At 65.4% G+C, this 15,637-nt stretch carries 9 protein-coding genes; 5 read left to right on the forward strand and 4 right to left on the reverse strand.

From position 1 onward, the window contains the following. The first annotated feature begins 40 nt into the window (after positions 1-40). Together FJY73_11585 and FJY73_11590 are read left to right on the forward strand one after the other, a co-directional pair. The gene (locus FJY73_11585; protein ID MBM3321306.1) at positions 41-388 is read left to right on the forward strand and encodes a T9SS type A sorting domain-containing protein; all 348 of its coding nucleotides are present in this window, start codon (positions 41-43) and stop codon (positions 386-388) included. Between the two features lie 190 nt (positions 389-578). Continuing rightward, positions 579-1,295, forward strand: coding sequence for a hypothetical protein (locus FJY73_11590; GenBank protein MBM3321307.1), 717 nt, complete (start codon positions 579-581; stop codon positions 1,293-1,295). Between the two features lie 544 nt (positions 1,296-1,839). Here FJY73_11590 and FJY73_11595 read toward each other — a convergent pair. The 4 genes from FJY73_11595 to FJY73_11610 form a co-directional block, all read right to left on the reverse strand. Continuing rightward, a complete protein-coding gene (locus FJY73_11595) occupies positions 1,840-2,979 on the reverse strand; it encodes a glycosyltransferase family 4 protein (GenBank protein ID MBM3321308.1) in 1,140 nt (379 codons plus the stop codon). 70 nt (positions 2,980-3,049) lie between these two features. Beyond that, on the reverse strand, positions 3,050-3,373 hold the full coding sequence (locus FJY73_11600; GenBank protein MBM3321309.1) for a 4a-hydroxytetrahydrobiopterin dehydratase: 324 nt from the start codon (positions 3,371-3,373) through the stop codon (positions 3,050-3,052). A 242-nt stretch (positions 3,374-3,615) separates the two neighbouring features. Further along, a complete protein-coding gene (locus tag FJY73_11605; GenBank protein ID MBM3321310.1) occupies positions 3,616-3,945 on the reverse strand; it encodes a DUF971 domain-containing protein in 330 nt (109 codons plus the stop codon). A 2-nt stretch (positions 3,946-3,947) separates the two neighbouring features. After that, complete coding sequence (locus FJY73_11610) at positions 3,948-5,327, reverse strand: Mrp/NBP35 family ATP-binding protein (protein MBM3321311.1); 1,380 nt, start codon at positions 5,325-5,327, stop codon at positions 3,948-3,950. A gap of 638 nt (positions 5,328-5,965) precedes the next feature. On the opposite strand from FJY73_11610, the gene FJY73_11615 reads away from it, so the two are divergent. From FJY73_11615 to FJY73_11625, 3 genes are all read left to right on the forward strand, one after another. Then, the gene (locus FJY73_11615; GenBank protein MBM3321312.1) at positions 5,966-9,628 is read left to right on the forward strand and encodes a VCBS repeat-containing protein; all 3,663 of its coding nucleotides are present in this window, start codon (positions 5,966-5,968) and stop codon (positions 9,626-9,628) included. 247 nt (positions 9,629-9,875) lie between these two features. Then, entirely contained in the window at positions 9,876-14,807 is a 4,932-nt protein-coding gene (locus FJY73_11620) for a cadherin-like domain-containing protein (GenBank protein MBM3321313.1), read from the forward strand. A 12-nt stretch (positions 14,808-14,819) separates the two neighbouring features. After that, a partial coding sequence (locus FJY73_11625; protein ID MBM3321314.1) for a hypothetical protein occupies positions 14,820-15,637 on the forward strand: 818 nt, incomplete at its 3' end.

Genomic DNA, 15,637 nt, shown 5'->3' on the forward strand with positions numbered 1-15,637 from the left:
TGCTCTCGATGTCTGCGCGAGCTGTACGGATACATTCGCCTTGTGCGAGACCTTGATTCCTTCAGCCGTGCACGGTGGCGAAGCCGCGGCCGGCCCAAAGTCCTATGAACCGTTGATTGTTCAGGCGATTCCGAACCCGTTCAACGCGAGCGTGGAGATCCGGTACTTCGTGCCCGCGGCCGATCGGCAAGTCGACATCCGGATCTACGACGTCGGAGGGAGACTGGCGTACGAGTTCCCGAGGATTCGGGGGGCTCCGGGATGGGGAGTCGCGGTTTGGTCCGGGAAGAGCACGAGTGGGAGTCTTGCCTCCTCCGGGATCTATTTCCTGAGACTGACATGTGAGGGATTCGGCCCTCGGTTCAAGAAGATCGCGCTGCTGCGATAGACATGCTGGGGATCACTCAAGTCCGGCGACAGAGCGGCGCCAAAGAGACCTCGACGGACACGGACGGGCTCTGGCGGAGGTGCGAATAGCTGAATGGTCCAACGATTCCCCCGGAGGTGCTTCAATGAGAAAAGAATTTCGAGAGCATTCCCACGTGGCCGGTGGCTTCCGGTCTGTAACGGGTACAATCGTGGGCGCGCAAATCACCGCAATCCTCGTTGTCTTGGTTCTTGCCGGGGCCGCTTCGGCCGAGCCTCGTATTCCTTTTCAGGAAGTCCGGGATGAGGTCGTTCCACACGGAGGGGAGTCTCTTCGTCTCGACGCCTGCTTGGTTGCGTACTACAACACGTGCTCGGGCTGGGTGCACTTTTGGGCTTGGGGCTGTTCGGATGAAGCCGGTGTCGTCTTTGACTTGCCGTCGGAATGCGGGAAGACTCCGGGAGCGCCGTGCACGAATGAGGGGTTCTGGTGGTACTGGCGATACACACACCCCGGATACAACTATACCGTGAGTTATCGTTTGTATCCGGTGGATTCGTCGTACTGCAAGGCAGGTCCCCCGATCGGATCCTTGAACCGCCAAGATCCGATCGAGCGCTGGAACTACTACGCGGGGCTCGGAACGATGGAGAGCGATCTCGTCGCGTTGACGGCCATCATGGACTGGGGGGGGTACCCGTTCTTGATTAGCGACAACAACAGCAAGAACCAGGAGATCGGCTGCGCCCCAATCCCGACGGAGCAACACACGGTGTATTACGGAGATGTTTACGGGGAGTACTGTCCGCCGTTGACGCTTGGGGATGATTTGGGTCTAGTGAACATCGTGATGGACGCCACGTTCTCCTGCGAGGAAACATCGATCGAGCCCGCATCGTGGGGAGCGATCAAGACGCTGTTTCGCTGACGTGGCTCCCGCATCCTCCCTTCGCGTCTCGACGGGGGCACGGTGGGCGTCACGCTCCGCCTCGCTCCCCCGCCTGTGGAACGGGCGCACGTGCGCGACACGGGGCGCGGGGGCGTCACGCGCGGCTTCCACACGCTGCCGCACGCTCCGCCGAGCGCGGACGCCTGTGGAACGGGCGCCGGGCGCTCCACCGGGCGCCGCGGGCCTCACGCGCAGGCTCCACACGCCAACGCGCGCTCCGCCGAGCGCAGACGCCTGTGGAACGGGCGCACACGCGCAGCGGGGCGTCGGGCGCAGGCTCCACACGTCGAGGAAGACGAGGGGCGCCCATGCGCCATAATGGGCGGTGACGAGGGGCCGGTCGCTGCCGTATGCTCACAGCGATAAGCACGGATAACCGGACCGGCTTTGCAGCGCGACCCCCAGCAGGGAGGGAAGAACAGGAGTTCGGTGCCAGGCTACCGAACTCTTCCCCGTCTTGGAAGTTCGGTAGCCTGGCACCGAAACTCGGAAGTTCGGTAGCCTGGCACCGAAACTCCGAAGTTCACCGAAACTCATGGCACCGAAACTCGTCGAGCATCTCCGCGAAGAGGCGCGCGGACTTTTCCCACGCAAAGGACCGCGCGCGCTTCAAAGCGGCGAGGCGCATCGTCTCGCGGGCCGCGGCGTCTTCGAGCGCTTCGCGAAGGACACGGGCGATCTCCTCCACGTTCCGCGGGTCGAAGGCGCGCGCCGCATCGTCGCCGATCTCGGTGAGCGGGGCGATCCGCGAGACGAGAGCGGGAGTGCCGCATGCGAACGCCTCGACGAGCGGAAGCCCGAACCCCTCGGCGAGGCTCGGCAGCACGAGGTACGCCGCGGATCGATAGAGCGCGGCGAGCTCGGCGTCGGTCACGCGCGCGAGGGCCTTGACGAGCAGATCGCCGAATCCCGGGTCGGTCCCCGCGAGAACGAGCGGGTAGCGTTCGCGGAGCGGACCGGGAAGCCGCCGGTGCGCATCAACGAGCCTCGCGAGGTTCTTGTGGCGGTCCCCTCTTCCGACGAAGAGCACGAACGGAGCGCGAAGGCCGAGGCGCGCGAGGTGCGCCTCGTCCCCTTCTCCGGATGGCGTGAAATGCCGCGCCGGAGCGCCCGGCACCACCGAGATCCGTTCCGCCTCCGCGCCGAAACGGGAGACGAGAGCCTCGCGCGTTCTCTCCGAGACGGCGACGAGCCGATCGTAGCTCCGAAGGAGCGCGCGACCCGCGAACGCGCACCGATAAAACGCTTGCCACTTCAAGTTCCCGCCGCGCGCGTCCGGCATCTCCCACGGGATGAGATCGTGAACGGCCGCGATCCGGACCGTTCCAGGCGTGCGGCCGGGCGGGAACCCGAGGTAGTTCGGCGCGACGAAGAACCGAATCGCTTCCCGCCGGAGGATGCGCGGAAGAGCGACCGCATTCGTGGGCGAGAAAAGGCCGTGCGGAACGCGGACGAAGGGGACGGTTCCCTCGAGATCGCCGAAGAGGGACTCTCGAATCGTTTCATCTCGATAGAGAGCCGCGTACCCGCGCGCGGAGTCGCCGCGCGCGAGCGCGCGAAGAAGCTCGAGCGCGTAGCGTCCGATCCCGTCCAGCCGCGCGCTTCGGACCCATCGAAGATCGAAGAGGACGATCGGCTTCGTGGAAAGCGCGCTGCTGTTCATCGGGAAACCCACGCGCGGAAACGCGGCGCCGTGTGCGGCATCGCGGTTCGGTTCGAGGCGGCGGCCTCCGTCAATCGGTCAGCGTTTCCTCGATGAGGCGCTCGATCTTGTGGGCCAGCTCGAAGTCCCGTCCGGTGATCCCCTTGCATCGGTGCGTGAGGCAGCTCACCGAGACGCGTGTGTGGCGGATCTCGATGTCCGGGTGATGATTCAGCTCCTCGGCGATCTCGGCGATGATGTGGACGAAGTCGATGGCCTCGAGGTACTCCTGGAAATCGACGACACGCTGAAGCGCTTTGCCGTTCTTCTTCCACTGGGGAAGATCGGCGAGACGCTTCTTCACTTCGGCTTCCGACAGCGCTTCCTTCGCTTCCAAGATCGGCTCCCCCCTCATCCACATCCTTCTGCTCTCTCCTCGGCCGGGCGCCGCGCGGCCGGCGGGATTCGGAGATGTCTCGGCAGCCCCCCCTCGCTTTCTCGCGGGGGACGGTTTCTCGATCGAGACAAGAGTGTATCGCGAATCGTCCGTCTGTGCCAACCGACTTCGAGAGGAGGCTCCTCCTCCCGCCGACAGTATAGAAGCCCCCCCGGATTCCCGCAAGCGGAGACGAAACGGATTTCGCCGCGGGCCCGCGGCTACTTTTCCTTCGGGGCTTTCCCGTCGGCGAGCGACCGAAGGTACGTGAAGGAGTAGATCCCCGTGTCGTGATGATCGCTCCAGATGATGCGGATCGCGTAGCGCCCGACCGGTTCGATCCGAATCGGGCGCACCGATTCGAGAACGGATAGCGGATCGAGCTTTCGCTTGCCGCTCCACTCGTCGACGCATCCCGCGCAGGGGCACGCGCGCCGCAAGGCCGCGACGTTGAAGTCGGAGACGGCGCCATCCTCCCACACGATGCGGAGGGTCTCCTCGCCCGCCTTCTCGATCGATACCGGCTTCTCGCGCGACGGGGCTCCCGGCATCTCTATCCGTCCCAGCGGAGGGAGAACGAAGCGGACTTCCCTCCCTCTTCGATCGCGAGCCGCCCGAGAGCAGCGGCGATGCGCTCGGCGATCTCGACATACGCCGTCGCGGCGGGCGAGGCGGGGTTCCGAACGACGATGGGCGTGCCGGCGTCTCCTCCGATCACCACTTCCGGGTCGATCGGCACCTCGCCGAGGAAGGGGACGCCGAGCTCGCGGCTCGTCTTCTTTCCGCCCCCGTATCGGAAGATGTCCGTGCGTCTCTCGCAGTGCGGGCAGACGAACGAGCTCATGTTCTCCACGATGCCGAGGACCGGCACGTGCACCTGCTCGAACATCTTGAGGCCGCGCCTGGCGTCGACGAGGCTGACGTTCTGCGGGGTCGTCACGATCACGGACCCCGCGAGGGGTGCGGTCTGTGTGAGCGTGAGCTGCGCGTCTCCCGTCCCCGGAGGAAGATCGATGACGAGATAATCGAGAGTTCCCCATTCGACCTGTGTAAGGAATTGATAGACGAGCCCGTGGACCATCGGACCCCTCCAGATCACCGGGGTGTCCTTCGTCGTGAGGAAGGCGATCGACATGATCTTGAGGCCGTGTGCGTCGATGGGTCGCATCGTGTTGTTCGACGTCACCTCGGGTCTCCCGCCCACGCCGAGCATGATCCCGAGGCTCGGGCCATACACGTCGGCGTCGAGGAGGCCGGTTGCGGCGCCGGCCTTCGCGAGCGAGAGGGCGAGGTTCACCGCAACCGTCGATTTCCCGACACCCCCCTTTCCGCTCGCGACCGCGATCACGTTCCGCACGTCCTTGAGAAGATCCTGACGACCCGCGGGGCGATACCCTCGGATCGCGGTCCGAAAGTCGAGATCGACCCGTGCGGCCCCGATCGACCGGAGCTTCTCGGCGCACTCCTCGCGGATGCGGTCTCTCGAGGGGAAGGCGGGGGTGGCGAACTCGACGACGACGCGCGCGCGCTCCCCCTCCGCTTCCGCCTCCTTCACGAAACCGAGGCCGACGATGTCCTTCCCGATGTGGGGATCGTTCACGGAGCGGAGCACTTCGAGAATCGCATCCCTTGTGAGCGGCTTTGTCACGACGAACCTGCCTTTCCTCTTGCGATGTCCGTGACTACAAATAGTAAAGGATGGAGCGCCGTTCCACCAGCTTCCCACGGGAGCGAGAAGGGTGTGGACCCGCGGGCCGTGGGTGTCGATAATCGGGGCATGAGCGTCTCTTCGGCGAACGGAAGCGAGGTGCGTTCGGCGCTGGCCCGGTTCTTCGCTGCTCGCGGCGAGGTCGTGGCCGCGTATCGGCTTCCCGAGGCGCACCGAATCGCACCGGCCGGCCCTCCGCCGATCGACCTTGCCGTTCTCCTTCATCCTCTCGTCGATCAGTGCCGCTACGACGAGTTCCGCCTCGAGATCGCCGAGGCGCTCGCGGTGGAGATGAACCGGCCCGACGTGCGGGTCCTCATCATGAACGAGGTCTCTCCGAACCTGGGCTGCGAAATCCTCCGCGTGGGCGATCCTCTCTTTCTCGGGCCGGATGATCTCGTGCGCGAGTTCGAGGCGCGCGTCCGGACAGACTTCCTCCGGTCGGTGCACGACCGGGTTCTTCCTCGATCGCGGCCGCTCCCCGAGCTCGGGCGCGCCTCCTCCCGATAGTCCCCCTGACCCCTTTTCGAAAAAGGGAGCGAAATCTTCTGGTTTCAACACTGAAACTCATTTGAATCCAAGGCTTTACATCCGGATACCGATCGAGTATAATCCTGTCTGAGGGTAGGCGGTTGGGTCCGCCCGCGGAACCTCCCTTCCGCTCGCGCGACGCACTCGCCTCTCGTCGAACAGCCGGAGTGCTCGCGGCTTCTCCCCCCTCGCCCTTTCTCCCGTGCGAGTGCCCGCTTCGGATGCCGGCGGGAACGCCGATCGCCCCGCCGAGGCCGTTCCGCGATCGAAAGGCCGCGGCGGTTTGGGGCAGGCAGCGGCCACAATTCACCATCGAAGGGAGTCTTCATCCCATGCGTTTCAATCGATCGTCTCTCTCGCGTCGCGTCACGGCTCTCTCGCTCTTTCTCTTTGTCCTTTTCGCGCCTCGGGCCGCGTTCTCCCAGACGACGGTTCCGCCCGGGACGAACGTCGGGGCGCTCCTCGATCTCTCCGCGCGGTTCTCGGCGGAGCTCGATGCGAGGCGTCCGGCGCTCTATGATGAGCTTCTCGCCAGGACGGACGGCCCGCAGGGGGCGCTGAACGCCGATCCGGACATCCGCTTGATGTTCCTCGCGCCTTCGGGCCAACCGATTTATGTGAAAACAAACAACCTGAACGCCGCCCGGACGCTCAGCGTGGACGACGTGTGGCCGGGCGGGAGCGCCGGGTTCGCGCTGAGCGGTTCCGGGACGACGCTCGGCGCGCTCGCGATCTGGGACGGCGGCGGCGTGCGCACGACGCATCAGGAGTTTGGAGGGCGCGCGACGCAGATGGACGGCGCCTCGGGAACGAACTATCACGCGACGCACGTGGCGGGGACGATGATCGCGGCCGGAGTCGATCCGAGCGCGAAGGGAATGTCGTTCCAAGGCTCGCTCGCCTGCTATGACTGGAACAACGATCAATCCGAGATGGCCGTCGCGGCCGCGTCCGGAATGAATGTGTCGAACCATTCGTACGGGTACATCACCGGCTGGTATTACAGCTCGGGCTCCGGTAACTGGTATTGGTACGGCGACGTCGAGGTGAGCGAGGTCGAGGACTACGCGTTCGGTTTCTACTCGGACCTCACCAAGGGGTGGGATGAGATCGCGTACAACGCGCCCTACTACGCGATCGTGAAGTCGGCGGGGAACGAGCGGGACGACGACGGCCCCGGGCCGGGCGGCGGCCACTACTACTGGGACCCGGACTCGAACGATTGGGAATGGAGCACGGCGACCCGTAATCCGGATGGCGGCGCGACCGGCCACGACTGCGTCTCGTGGAACGGGAACGCGAAGAACATCCTTGCGATCGGCGCCGTTGAGGACATACCGGGCGGATACACAAACCCGGGTGATGTCGTGATGGCCTATTTCAGCAGCTGGGGCCCGACGGACGACGGGCGGATCAAGCCGGATTTCGTCGCGAACGGGATCTCGCTCTACTCCTCGCACAACAGCTCGAACAGCGCCTACGCGACCTACAGCGGGACGTCGATGTCGTCGCCGAACGCGTCGGGCACGATCAATCTTCTCATTCGGTATTACGAGACGAGCCACGGAGAGACGCCGCGCGCGTCGACCGTGAAGGCGATCCTCATGCAGACGGCGGACGAGGCGGGGCCGGCGGGCGGGCCGGACTACTCGTTCGGTTGGGGGCTCATCAACGCCAGGAAGGCGGCGGAGCTGATTCAGGCCGATTCCTCGGCGACCGGGCGGATCCGCGAGGAGACGCTCGCGAACGGAGAGACGATCGAGTTTTTCTTTACCATTGAAGAGTCGGCGCCCGTTCGCCTCTCGGTCGCATGGACCGATCTTCCGGGAACGCCGGTGGCGCCCGCGGTCGATCCGCCCGATCTCATGCTCGTGAACGACCTCGATCTTCGTCTCGAGCGGATCGGCGGCTCGACCTACTCGCCCTACGTTCTTGATCCGTCGAACCCGAACGGGGCGGCGACGACCGGGGACAACATCCGGGACAACGCGGAGCAGGTTTACATCGCGTCCGCGCCGGCGGGGACGTATCGCGTGACCGTGAGCCACAAGGGGACGCTCGCCTCGCCGCAAGTCTATTCGATCGCGAGCACACATGACCTGGCGAGCGGCTCCGCGCCCGCGGCGCCCGAGGTGGCGGCGAGCGACACATCCTACTCGCACGTGTTCATCGAGTGGAACGAGGTTGCGGGGGCGGACAGCTTCCTGATCGCGCGGGACGCGGGCGTGCTCGCGATCGTGGATGCCTCTGTTCTCTTCTACCGCGACACGGTCTCCGCCGGAACGTACTTGTACGAAGTGCGGGCGGGGAACGCGTTCGGATGGTCGGATCCCGGCGCGGACGAGGGGACGGTGCTCCCGCCGCCGAACTGGGTCGATGTCGCGGAAGGTCCGCTCGCCGGGCCGGACAGCACGCTCGGCGCCGCGTGGGGGGATTACGACAACGACGGCGATCTCGACCTCTTCCTCGCGAACCGCGGGAGCGCGAGTCTTCTCCTTCGAAACGACGGCGGAAGCTTCGTCGACGCGACGCCGAGTCTTCTCGGCGGGAGCGGGAACGGCGCCGGCGCGGCATGGGGGGACCTCGACAACGACGGCGTCCTCGATCTCTACGCGGCGAACGACGGTCCGAACGCGCTCTTCCGCGGGCTCGGCGGGGGGCTCTTCGAGGATGCGACCGCGGGGGTTGTCGGCGACGCGGGAGACTGCCGGAGCGCGCCGTGGGGAGATTTCGAAGATGATCGAAGGCTCGATCTTTTTCTCGTGAACCACGGGTCGGCGGACCGGCTTCTTCGAAACGAGGCGCCCGGCCCCTTCGCCGACGCGACGCATCCGCCTCTCGGCGATACGGGGAGCGGGAGCGCCGCCGCATGGGGCGACTACGACAACGACGGCGACGTCGATCTCTACTTGACGCATGAAACGCCCGGCCTCTCGCGGCTCTATCGGAACGACGGGTTCGGTCTCTTCACGGACGTGACCGCCGGTCCGCTCGCAGGGAGCGCGGCCGGAGCGATGACCGTTTGGGGCGACTACGACAACGACGGCGACCTCGATCTCTTCCGGGTCGGCGTTGCGCCGGGAACCTCGGAGCTTCTCCGGAACGATGGAGGCGGCCTCTTCACGTCTGTCGCGGGAGGTCCGGCGAACGGCGCGCCCGGGCGGAGCGCCGCGTGGGGCGACATCGACAACGACGGCGATCTCGATCTCTATGTCGGATGCGACGGGTCGAATCGTCTCTATCGAAACGATGGGGGCGGCACGTTCGTCGAGATCGAGAGCGAGGCGCTCGGGGACGAAGGGGACGCGCGATCGGTCGTCTTCGGGGATTTCGAAAACGACGGCGATCTCGATCTTCTCGTCGCGAACGCGGACGGGCCGAACCGTCTCTTCCGAAACGACGCCGCGTCGCGCGGGAACCACTGGGTGCACCTGAACCTCGAGGGGACCGCATCGAACCGCTCGGCGATCGGCGCGCGCGTTCGCCTCGTCGCGGGCGGCCTCGCGCAGGTTCGCGAGGTTTCCGGGGGCGAGGGATCGGGGCAGGGCTCGCTCACGGCGGAGTTCGGTCTCGGGGATGAGGCTTTGATCGACACGATCGCGATCTCCTGGCCGTCCGGATATCTGGAGATCCTGACCGGGCTCGCCGCCGACTCGGTCTATCGGATCGTCGAGGACGCGATCTCGACCGGAATCGCCGCCGATACGAATCTCCCGCGCGCCTATCGGCTCCTTCCGAACGCGCCGAACCCGTTCAACCCGGCGACGCGGCTCTTCTTCGAGATGCCCGAGGCGGGGATGGTCGATGTGTCGATCTATGACGTGAGCGGACGTCTCGTTTCCGTCCTCGCGAGCGGCTTCCGTCCGGCGGGGCGGCACGATGTTGCTTGGGACGGAAGGGACGCCGCCGGCGGGGATGTTCCCTCGGGCGTCTACTTCGCGCGGATGACCGCGGGGGAATCCGCGATCGTGCGAAAACTCCTTCTGCTTCGCTGACCTTCTGTACCAGGTGCACTCGTGGGACCCATTCGCGAGCGTACCTGGTACAAACTCCTACGCGGGTGGATCAGGTACGAATCCGGATCTTCGCAACCGATTTCTTCCGTTGCGTTTAAACGTCTACATGTGATAGGATTACAACATCGCCGTGTGAGCGACCCGCGCCCCGGCGCCCAGCCGAACCGCCGGAGCCCAAAACAACATGAGCCTGCGCCCGCAGGCCCCTCACCCCCGGAGGTCTTCCGTGCGTCCCATCCTCGTGCTCGCCGTTCTCTTCCTTCTCGTTGGTGTCGCCGGCTCCCAGCCCGCAGAGGCCCGCACGTGGAACGTGCCGTCGCCCGCGACACCTACGATCGCGGCGGGGATCGATTCGGCTTTCACCGGCGACACAATTGTCGTTGCGGCCGGCACGTACTACGAGTTCGGGCTCGAGATGTCGCAAGGGTACGTCGTCCTGATGGGCGCCACCGGCGATCCGGCCGACGTCGTCATTGACGCGCAGTATATCGATCGAGTCCTCAACATCTCTGAGACGGCCGGAATCGTGATTCGCAACATGACGTTCCGGCACGGCTTCGCGGACCCCTATATGCAGGAATCGGGAGGCGCCCTCCTGCTGGAGGTGCACGCCGAGGCGCTCATCGAGAACTGCGTGTTCGAGGAAGACAGCGCGGGAACCGGCGGAGCGGCCGCCTGTCTTTCGCACTGCACGGGGACCTTTCGAAAGTGCACATTTCGAGGGAACGGGGCCGAGTTCAACGGCGGGGCCCTGTACGCCTCGATGGCGTTCGTCACGGTCGATTCCTGCCTGTTCGAGCTGAACTTCGCCGGCGGGTACGGAGGCGGCCTCGCCTGCGGCACGTGCTCTCTCTTCGTTTCGGGATCACGCTTCTCGAACAACACGAGCGGGTTAGCCGGCGGTGGAATCGTCATCGAATACTCGTACATGGCTCTCGACGACTGCCGCTTCGAGGAGAACCAGGCCGGTCTTCTCGGCGGAGGGCTCTATTCCGACACGTGCACCGTTGTGGCGGACGATCCCTTCTTCACGCAGAACGCGGCTCAAAGCGGCGGCGGGGTTTACCTGCGCAATTCGGACGGTACTCTGCGGGGAGGCGGGTTCACCCACAACTACGCGGACGGAGGAGAAGGCGGAGGAGCGATTGTTCTTGACGGGTCGAATCCAACGATCTCGAACGTCAACTTCTGGCACAACACGTCCAGGTCGTCCGGGGGCGGCGCGATGGCGATCCTCGACTGCGCGGCCCTCGTCGACTCCTGTTCCTTCCGATGGAACGTCGTGGATTCGACGAGCGGCGGCGCGGCGTTCATCGACGGTCGTGGCAGCGATCACAGCCCCACGTTCTCTCGTTGCTTGTTCGCGAACAACCAGGCCGTCGGCTCTGCGGCGGTCGAGGTCGTGAACGGCGCCTATCTCAACCTCACATCCTGCACGGTCGCCGAGAACGATCCGGGAGACACCCAAGAGGTCGCGCTCACTTGCCGTGAAAGCGCCTATCTCGAGCTGAATCACTGCATCGTCGCGTTCCCTGTGCAGGGAAACGCCCTGTTCTGCGACGAGGAGAGCAGCGTGTACGTCTCGTGCACGGATATCTACGGGCACTCCAGCGATTGGATCGGGGCACTCGCCCCCTTTGACAGCGTGAACGGCAACTTCCGCGCCGACCCCATGTTCTGCGGCCCTGAGGCGAGCCCGTATCGCCCCTATATGCTTCAAGGAGCCTCCCCCTGCGCGAACGACACGTGCGGATTGATCGGTGCGGAGCCGGTCGGCTGCGGCTTCGTGAAGGATTGGAGCGGACTCGGGGACGGCCTGAACTGGGAAGACGAGGAGAACTGGAATCCGGTCGGCGTTCCCGGCCCGAGCGACGACGTCCGGCTCGCCATGCAGGGCATGGGGGGCGTGTATCTCTCCTCGCCCGCGTCGGTCTTCCGCCTGACTGTCGGCGGGCCGGGATCGGCTCCCACGCTTTTCGTCACTTCGGGCACACTCGAGGTCCTGCGTGACGGCAGAAACTACAGCGACATCGAGGTTCAGGAAGGGGCCACGCTCCTGCTCCCGACCGGCGTCCCCTTCACGAACTTCCCGGGAGCGCATTTCCGGTTCGCGGGAGGCGATCTCCTCGGCGACGGTTTGTTTGTCAACGGAGGCAACGCGTGGAAGGCCGGCGCCGCGTTGACCAGTCGGATCGCCTGCGATTTCGAGAACCGCGTGGACGATCCGGGAAACGGCGCAGTACACATCGAGGAGGGGGTCCTGGAGGTCTCGGACTTCCTTTCGAATTCCAGTTTGGTCCTTGTCTACAGCGGTGCGGTGATGCTTCTCGATCCCGGGGACGGCCCGCTTCGCACGGACATCATCGTGAACAACGGATACGTGCTGGTCGAGTCGGGCGCCGCGATCGAGCTGCACCAACCGACGACCGTCTTTCTCAACATGGAAGCCGGCACCGTCGAGCTCCGCGGGGGGGACATCACGGGCGCGGGCACTTTCCGGAACGACGGCTTGGTGAGAAAGACAGATGAGTCGCCGTTCACCCGCGCTCTTTCGCGCATCGCAGCTGCCTTCGAGAACCTGTCGGACGATCCGGGCGACGGAGCGGTGCGCGTCGAGGAGGGGATCCTCGCGGTCGAGGAGGTTTTCGACAACGCGGGATCGCTTTATGTGCAAACCGGCGCTGAGCTTCAGCTCGATCCGGGAGAGGGTCCTCTTCGTGCCGACTTTCTCACGAACACGAACGTCGTGATCGTGGAGGACGGGAGCGTTCTCACGATCGAAGGCCCGGCGACGATTCTCAAGAATGCGTTCGGAGGCGTCGTCCGTCTTCAGGGAACGGGCCAGATTCTTGGAACCGGTGCGCTCCACAATTACGGGCTCTTCGTGAAGGAAGATCCCACGAAGAGCCGAGCGGTCGGTCATGTCACAGCTGTGTTCGAGAACTTCACGAGCGACCCGGGGGATGGCGCGATCCACGTGGACGACGGGACGCTTTGGGTCGAGGGGGAGTTCACGAACTCGGGATCGGTGATTGTGCACGACGCGGCCGCGATGCTACTCGATCCGGGCGAGGGGCCGCTTCGGGGGGACGCCGCCGCGACGAACTTCGAGGGCGGGGAATGGGCGGTCGCCGGGATGCTCACCGTCGCGGAAGGTGCCTCGCTCACCAACTTCGGCCTTGTGTCGATGGAGAGCGCTGCGTCGATCGTGAATCAGGGCCTCTTCGATCATCGCGAGAATGCCGTGCTCGCGGGACCCGGCACTTTCGACAACGTCATCGGGACGTTCACCGGCGGCGGCGTGATACGGCCCGGCGGTTCGGTCGGAACGCTCTCCTTTATAGGGGACTTCGCGCAGACGGCAACCGGCGAGATCGAGGTCGAGATCGGCGGAACGGCGCCGGGAACCGAACACGATCGGCTCGCGATCACCGGCTCGGCGACGCTGGGCGGCGCGCTCTACGTGACGCTCGTGAACGAGTTCGAGCCGATGGAAAGCGATTCGTTCGCCGTCATCACGTCGGGCGGCGTTCTCGCGCGCACCTCGTTCGACTGCTACTCCGGGCTCGACGCGCCGGGGGATCTCTTCCTCGAGCCGGTCGAGGAGACGAACCTGTTCGCGCTCGTCGCGCGCGACAGCACGAGCGGGAACGGAGCGCCGGAGGCGGCGGACGACGGCGATAGCACCGACGCGGCGACGCCGATCACGATCCGCGTGCTCGCGAACGACTTGGATCCGGAGATGCAGGCCCTTCGGATCGCGCAGGTTTGGACGGGTGGAACATCGGGCGCGGTGACGGTCCTTCCGGGCGACTCGCTCCTTCTCTACACGCCGGTCCGTTCCTTCTCCGGGCAGGACGCCTTCAGCTACGCGGTGACCGACTGCTACGGCGGGACCGACGTTGCGACGGTGACGATCGGCGTGGCGCGCGCGCCGCGATCCTGGCTCGTGCCGGCGGCTGCGCCGACGATCACGGCAGGGCTCGACTCGGCCTGGGCGAAAGACACGGTGGTCGTGGCGAGCGGGACGTATCACGAGCATGACCTCGCGATGAAGTCGGGCGTCGTGCTTCGGAGCGAGGCGATGAACCCGGCGAGCGTGGTGATCGACGCGGACTCGTTGGGCCGAGTGCTTTCGTGCACCGGCATGGACAGCACGACGGCGGTGATCGGGATCACGTTCATGGGCGGCCACTCGGCAAACGGCGGCGGAGCGTACGTCTCGCATTCGGACATGACCTTCGATCGCTGCGTGTTCCGAGGGAACTACGCATCCTCGGTCGGGGGAGGGCTCGACATCGACAACAGCGATCCGGTCATCCGTCGCTGCGCGTTCGAAGGAAACGCAGCGTTCGCCGCCGCCGGGGCGATCAGCCTGGACAGCTCGAACGCGATCATCGAGAGTTGCCTGGTTGTCTCGAATCGTGTTGCGTACAACGGAGCCGCCTTCTTCATCCGGTTCTATGCTCCTGCGTTCCGTTCGTGCACGTTCGCGGGGAACGTCGCGACGGACGGGATGTCGGGTTCGATCTTCTATGTGATCGCCGCGCATCCCACGCTGGAGAACACGATCGTGTGCTCGAACACCGGGGCCAAGACCGCGACCTGCGCGAGCGGCGGCATGATCTCGCTCTCGTGCTGCGACGTGTACGGGAACTCGGGGGGCAACTACGTCGTGTGCTTTACGGGTCAAGGAAGTATCAACAATAACTTCTCCGCCGATCCACAGTTCTGCCAGTTCGGGAACCCGGGGGATCGCTTCGCGCTGATGCCGACCTCGCCGTGCGCGCCCGCGAACAACCCGTCGTGCGGGCTCGTCGGCGCGCGCCCGGTCGGATGCGGCGTGGTGACGGGGGTGGCGGACGCGCCGCCTCCTGCGTACGAGTACCGTCTCTTCGCGAACCGGCCGAACCCGTTCAACCCGACAACGACGCTCCGCTTTACGCTTCCCCGCGCGGAGCGGGCAACGCTCGTCGTGTATGACATCGCGGGACGTCGGGTCGCGACGCTCGCGGACGGCGTGTTCGGTCCCGGCGAGTTCGACGCGACGTGGAACGGCACGGACGCATCCGGACGAGACGTCGCCTCCGGGATCTACTTCGCCCGCCTCGCCGCGGGCGAGTTCACGGCGGTGCGGAAGATGGTCCTATTGCGTTAGGATGGAGAAGAAATGTCCCGATCGACTCCATGCGCAGCGGCTCTCGGATTCCTCTTCTCGGTCGTCGCCGCGCTGACTCCCCTCTCCGCCGGGGCCGCCACGTGGATCAACACATACGGCGGGGATTGGAACGAGGATTCGAACTGGCTCCCGGCGGATGTCCCGGAGAGCGCGGGCGAAACCGCGACGATTCCGAACGACGGTCACACGTACACGATTATTCTGGATCTTGCTTGTCGGGCCGATTGGGTCCGTCTCGAGAACCCGCTCGCGACGATCCGGATGAGCGGCTTCAGCTTCTACCTCGGTTCGAGCGAGGGCTTCACCAATTACGGAACGGTTGTGGCGAACACGGCGGGAGCGAGGATCACGCAGCCGTTCACGAACCACGCAGGCGCGGCGCTCCTCATTCAAGGCGCCGACTACCTGGAACTGAACGGCCAGACGATCGTCAACGATGGCGCAATCATCGTCAATCCCGATGGAGTCAACTCGCCGATGGTTCTCCGCTTCACGGGGACCGGGAACATCGACCTCGGAGGGTCCGGAGAGATCGAGCTCCGGACGTCGGGAGACCCGAATGACGCGAAGCTGATCACGTGCGGCGGTGGGGGCACCTTGGTGCAGGATTCGACGCACACGATTCGCGGAGGGGGGACCGTGAACCCGCGTCTCACCAACTACGGCCTCGTCTCCGTCGATTTCCCGGGGCGATCGCTCGTCTTCTCGAGCGAGCCGAAGACCAACCACGCGACGTTCCAAGCGGTGGGCGGGGGGGTTCTCGTTCTCGGCGCGGGCCCCATCACGCAAGGGACCGGCGGGCGACCTAG

The organism is Candidatus Eisenbacteria bacterium, from assembly GCA_016867715.1.
GTDB lineage: Bacteria > Orphanbacterota > Orphanbacteria > Orphanbacterales > Orphanbacteraceae > VGIW01.

What these genes read in the sequence shown, in the direction of transcription:
- FJY73_11595 (MBM3321308.1), bottom strand. Translation starts at nt 2,979, where the DNA reads ATGAACAGCAGCGCGCTTTCCACGAAGCCGATCGTCCTCTTCGATCTT.
- FJY73_11610 (MBM3321311.1), bottom strand. Translation starts at nt 5,327, where the DNA reads ATGAAGGAGAACGGCAAGGTCGATCGGCGGAGGGCCGGCCGGTGCGAT.
- FJY73_11615 (MBM3321312.1), top strand. Translation starts at nt 5,966, where the DNA reads ATGCGTTTCAATCGATCGTCTCTCTCGCGTCGCGTCACGGCTCTCTCG.
- FJY73_11605 (MBM3321310.1), bottom strand. Translation starts at nt 3,945, where the DNA reads ATGCCGGGAGCCCCGTCGCGCGAGAAGCCGGTATCGATCGAGAAGGCG.
- FJY73_11600 (MBM3321309.1), bottom strand. Translation starts at nt 3,373, where the DNA reads ATGAGGGGGGAGCCGATCTTGGAAGCGAAGGAAGCGCTGTCGGAAGCC.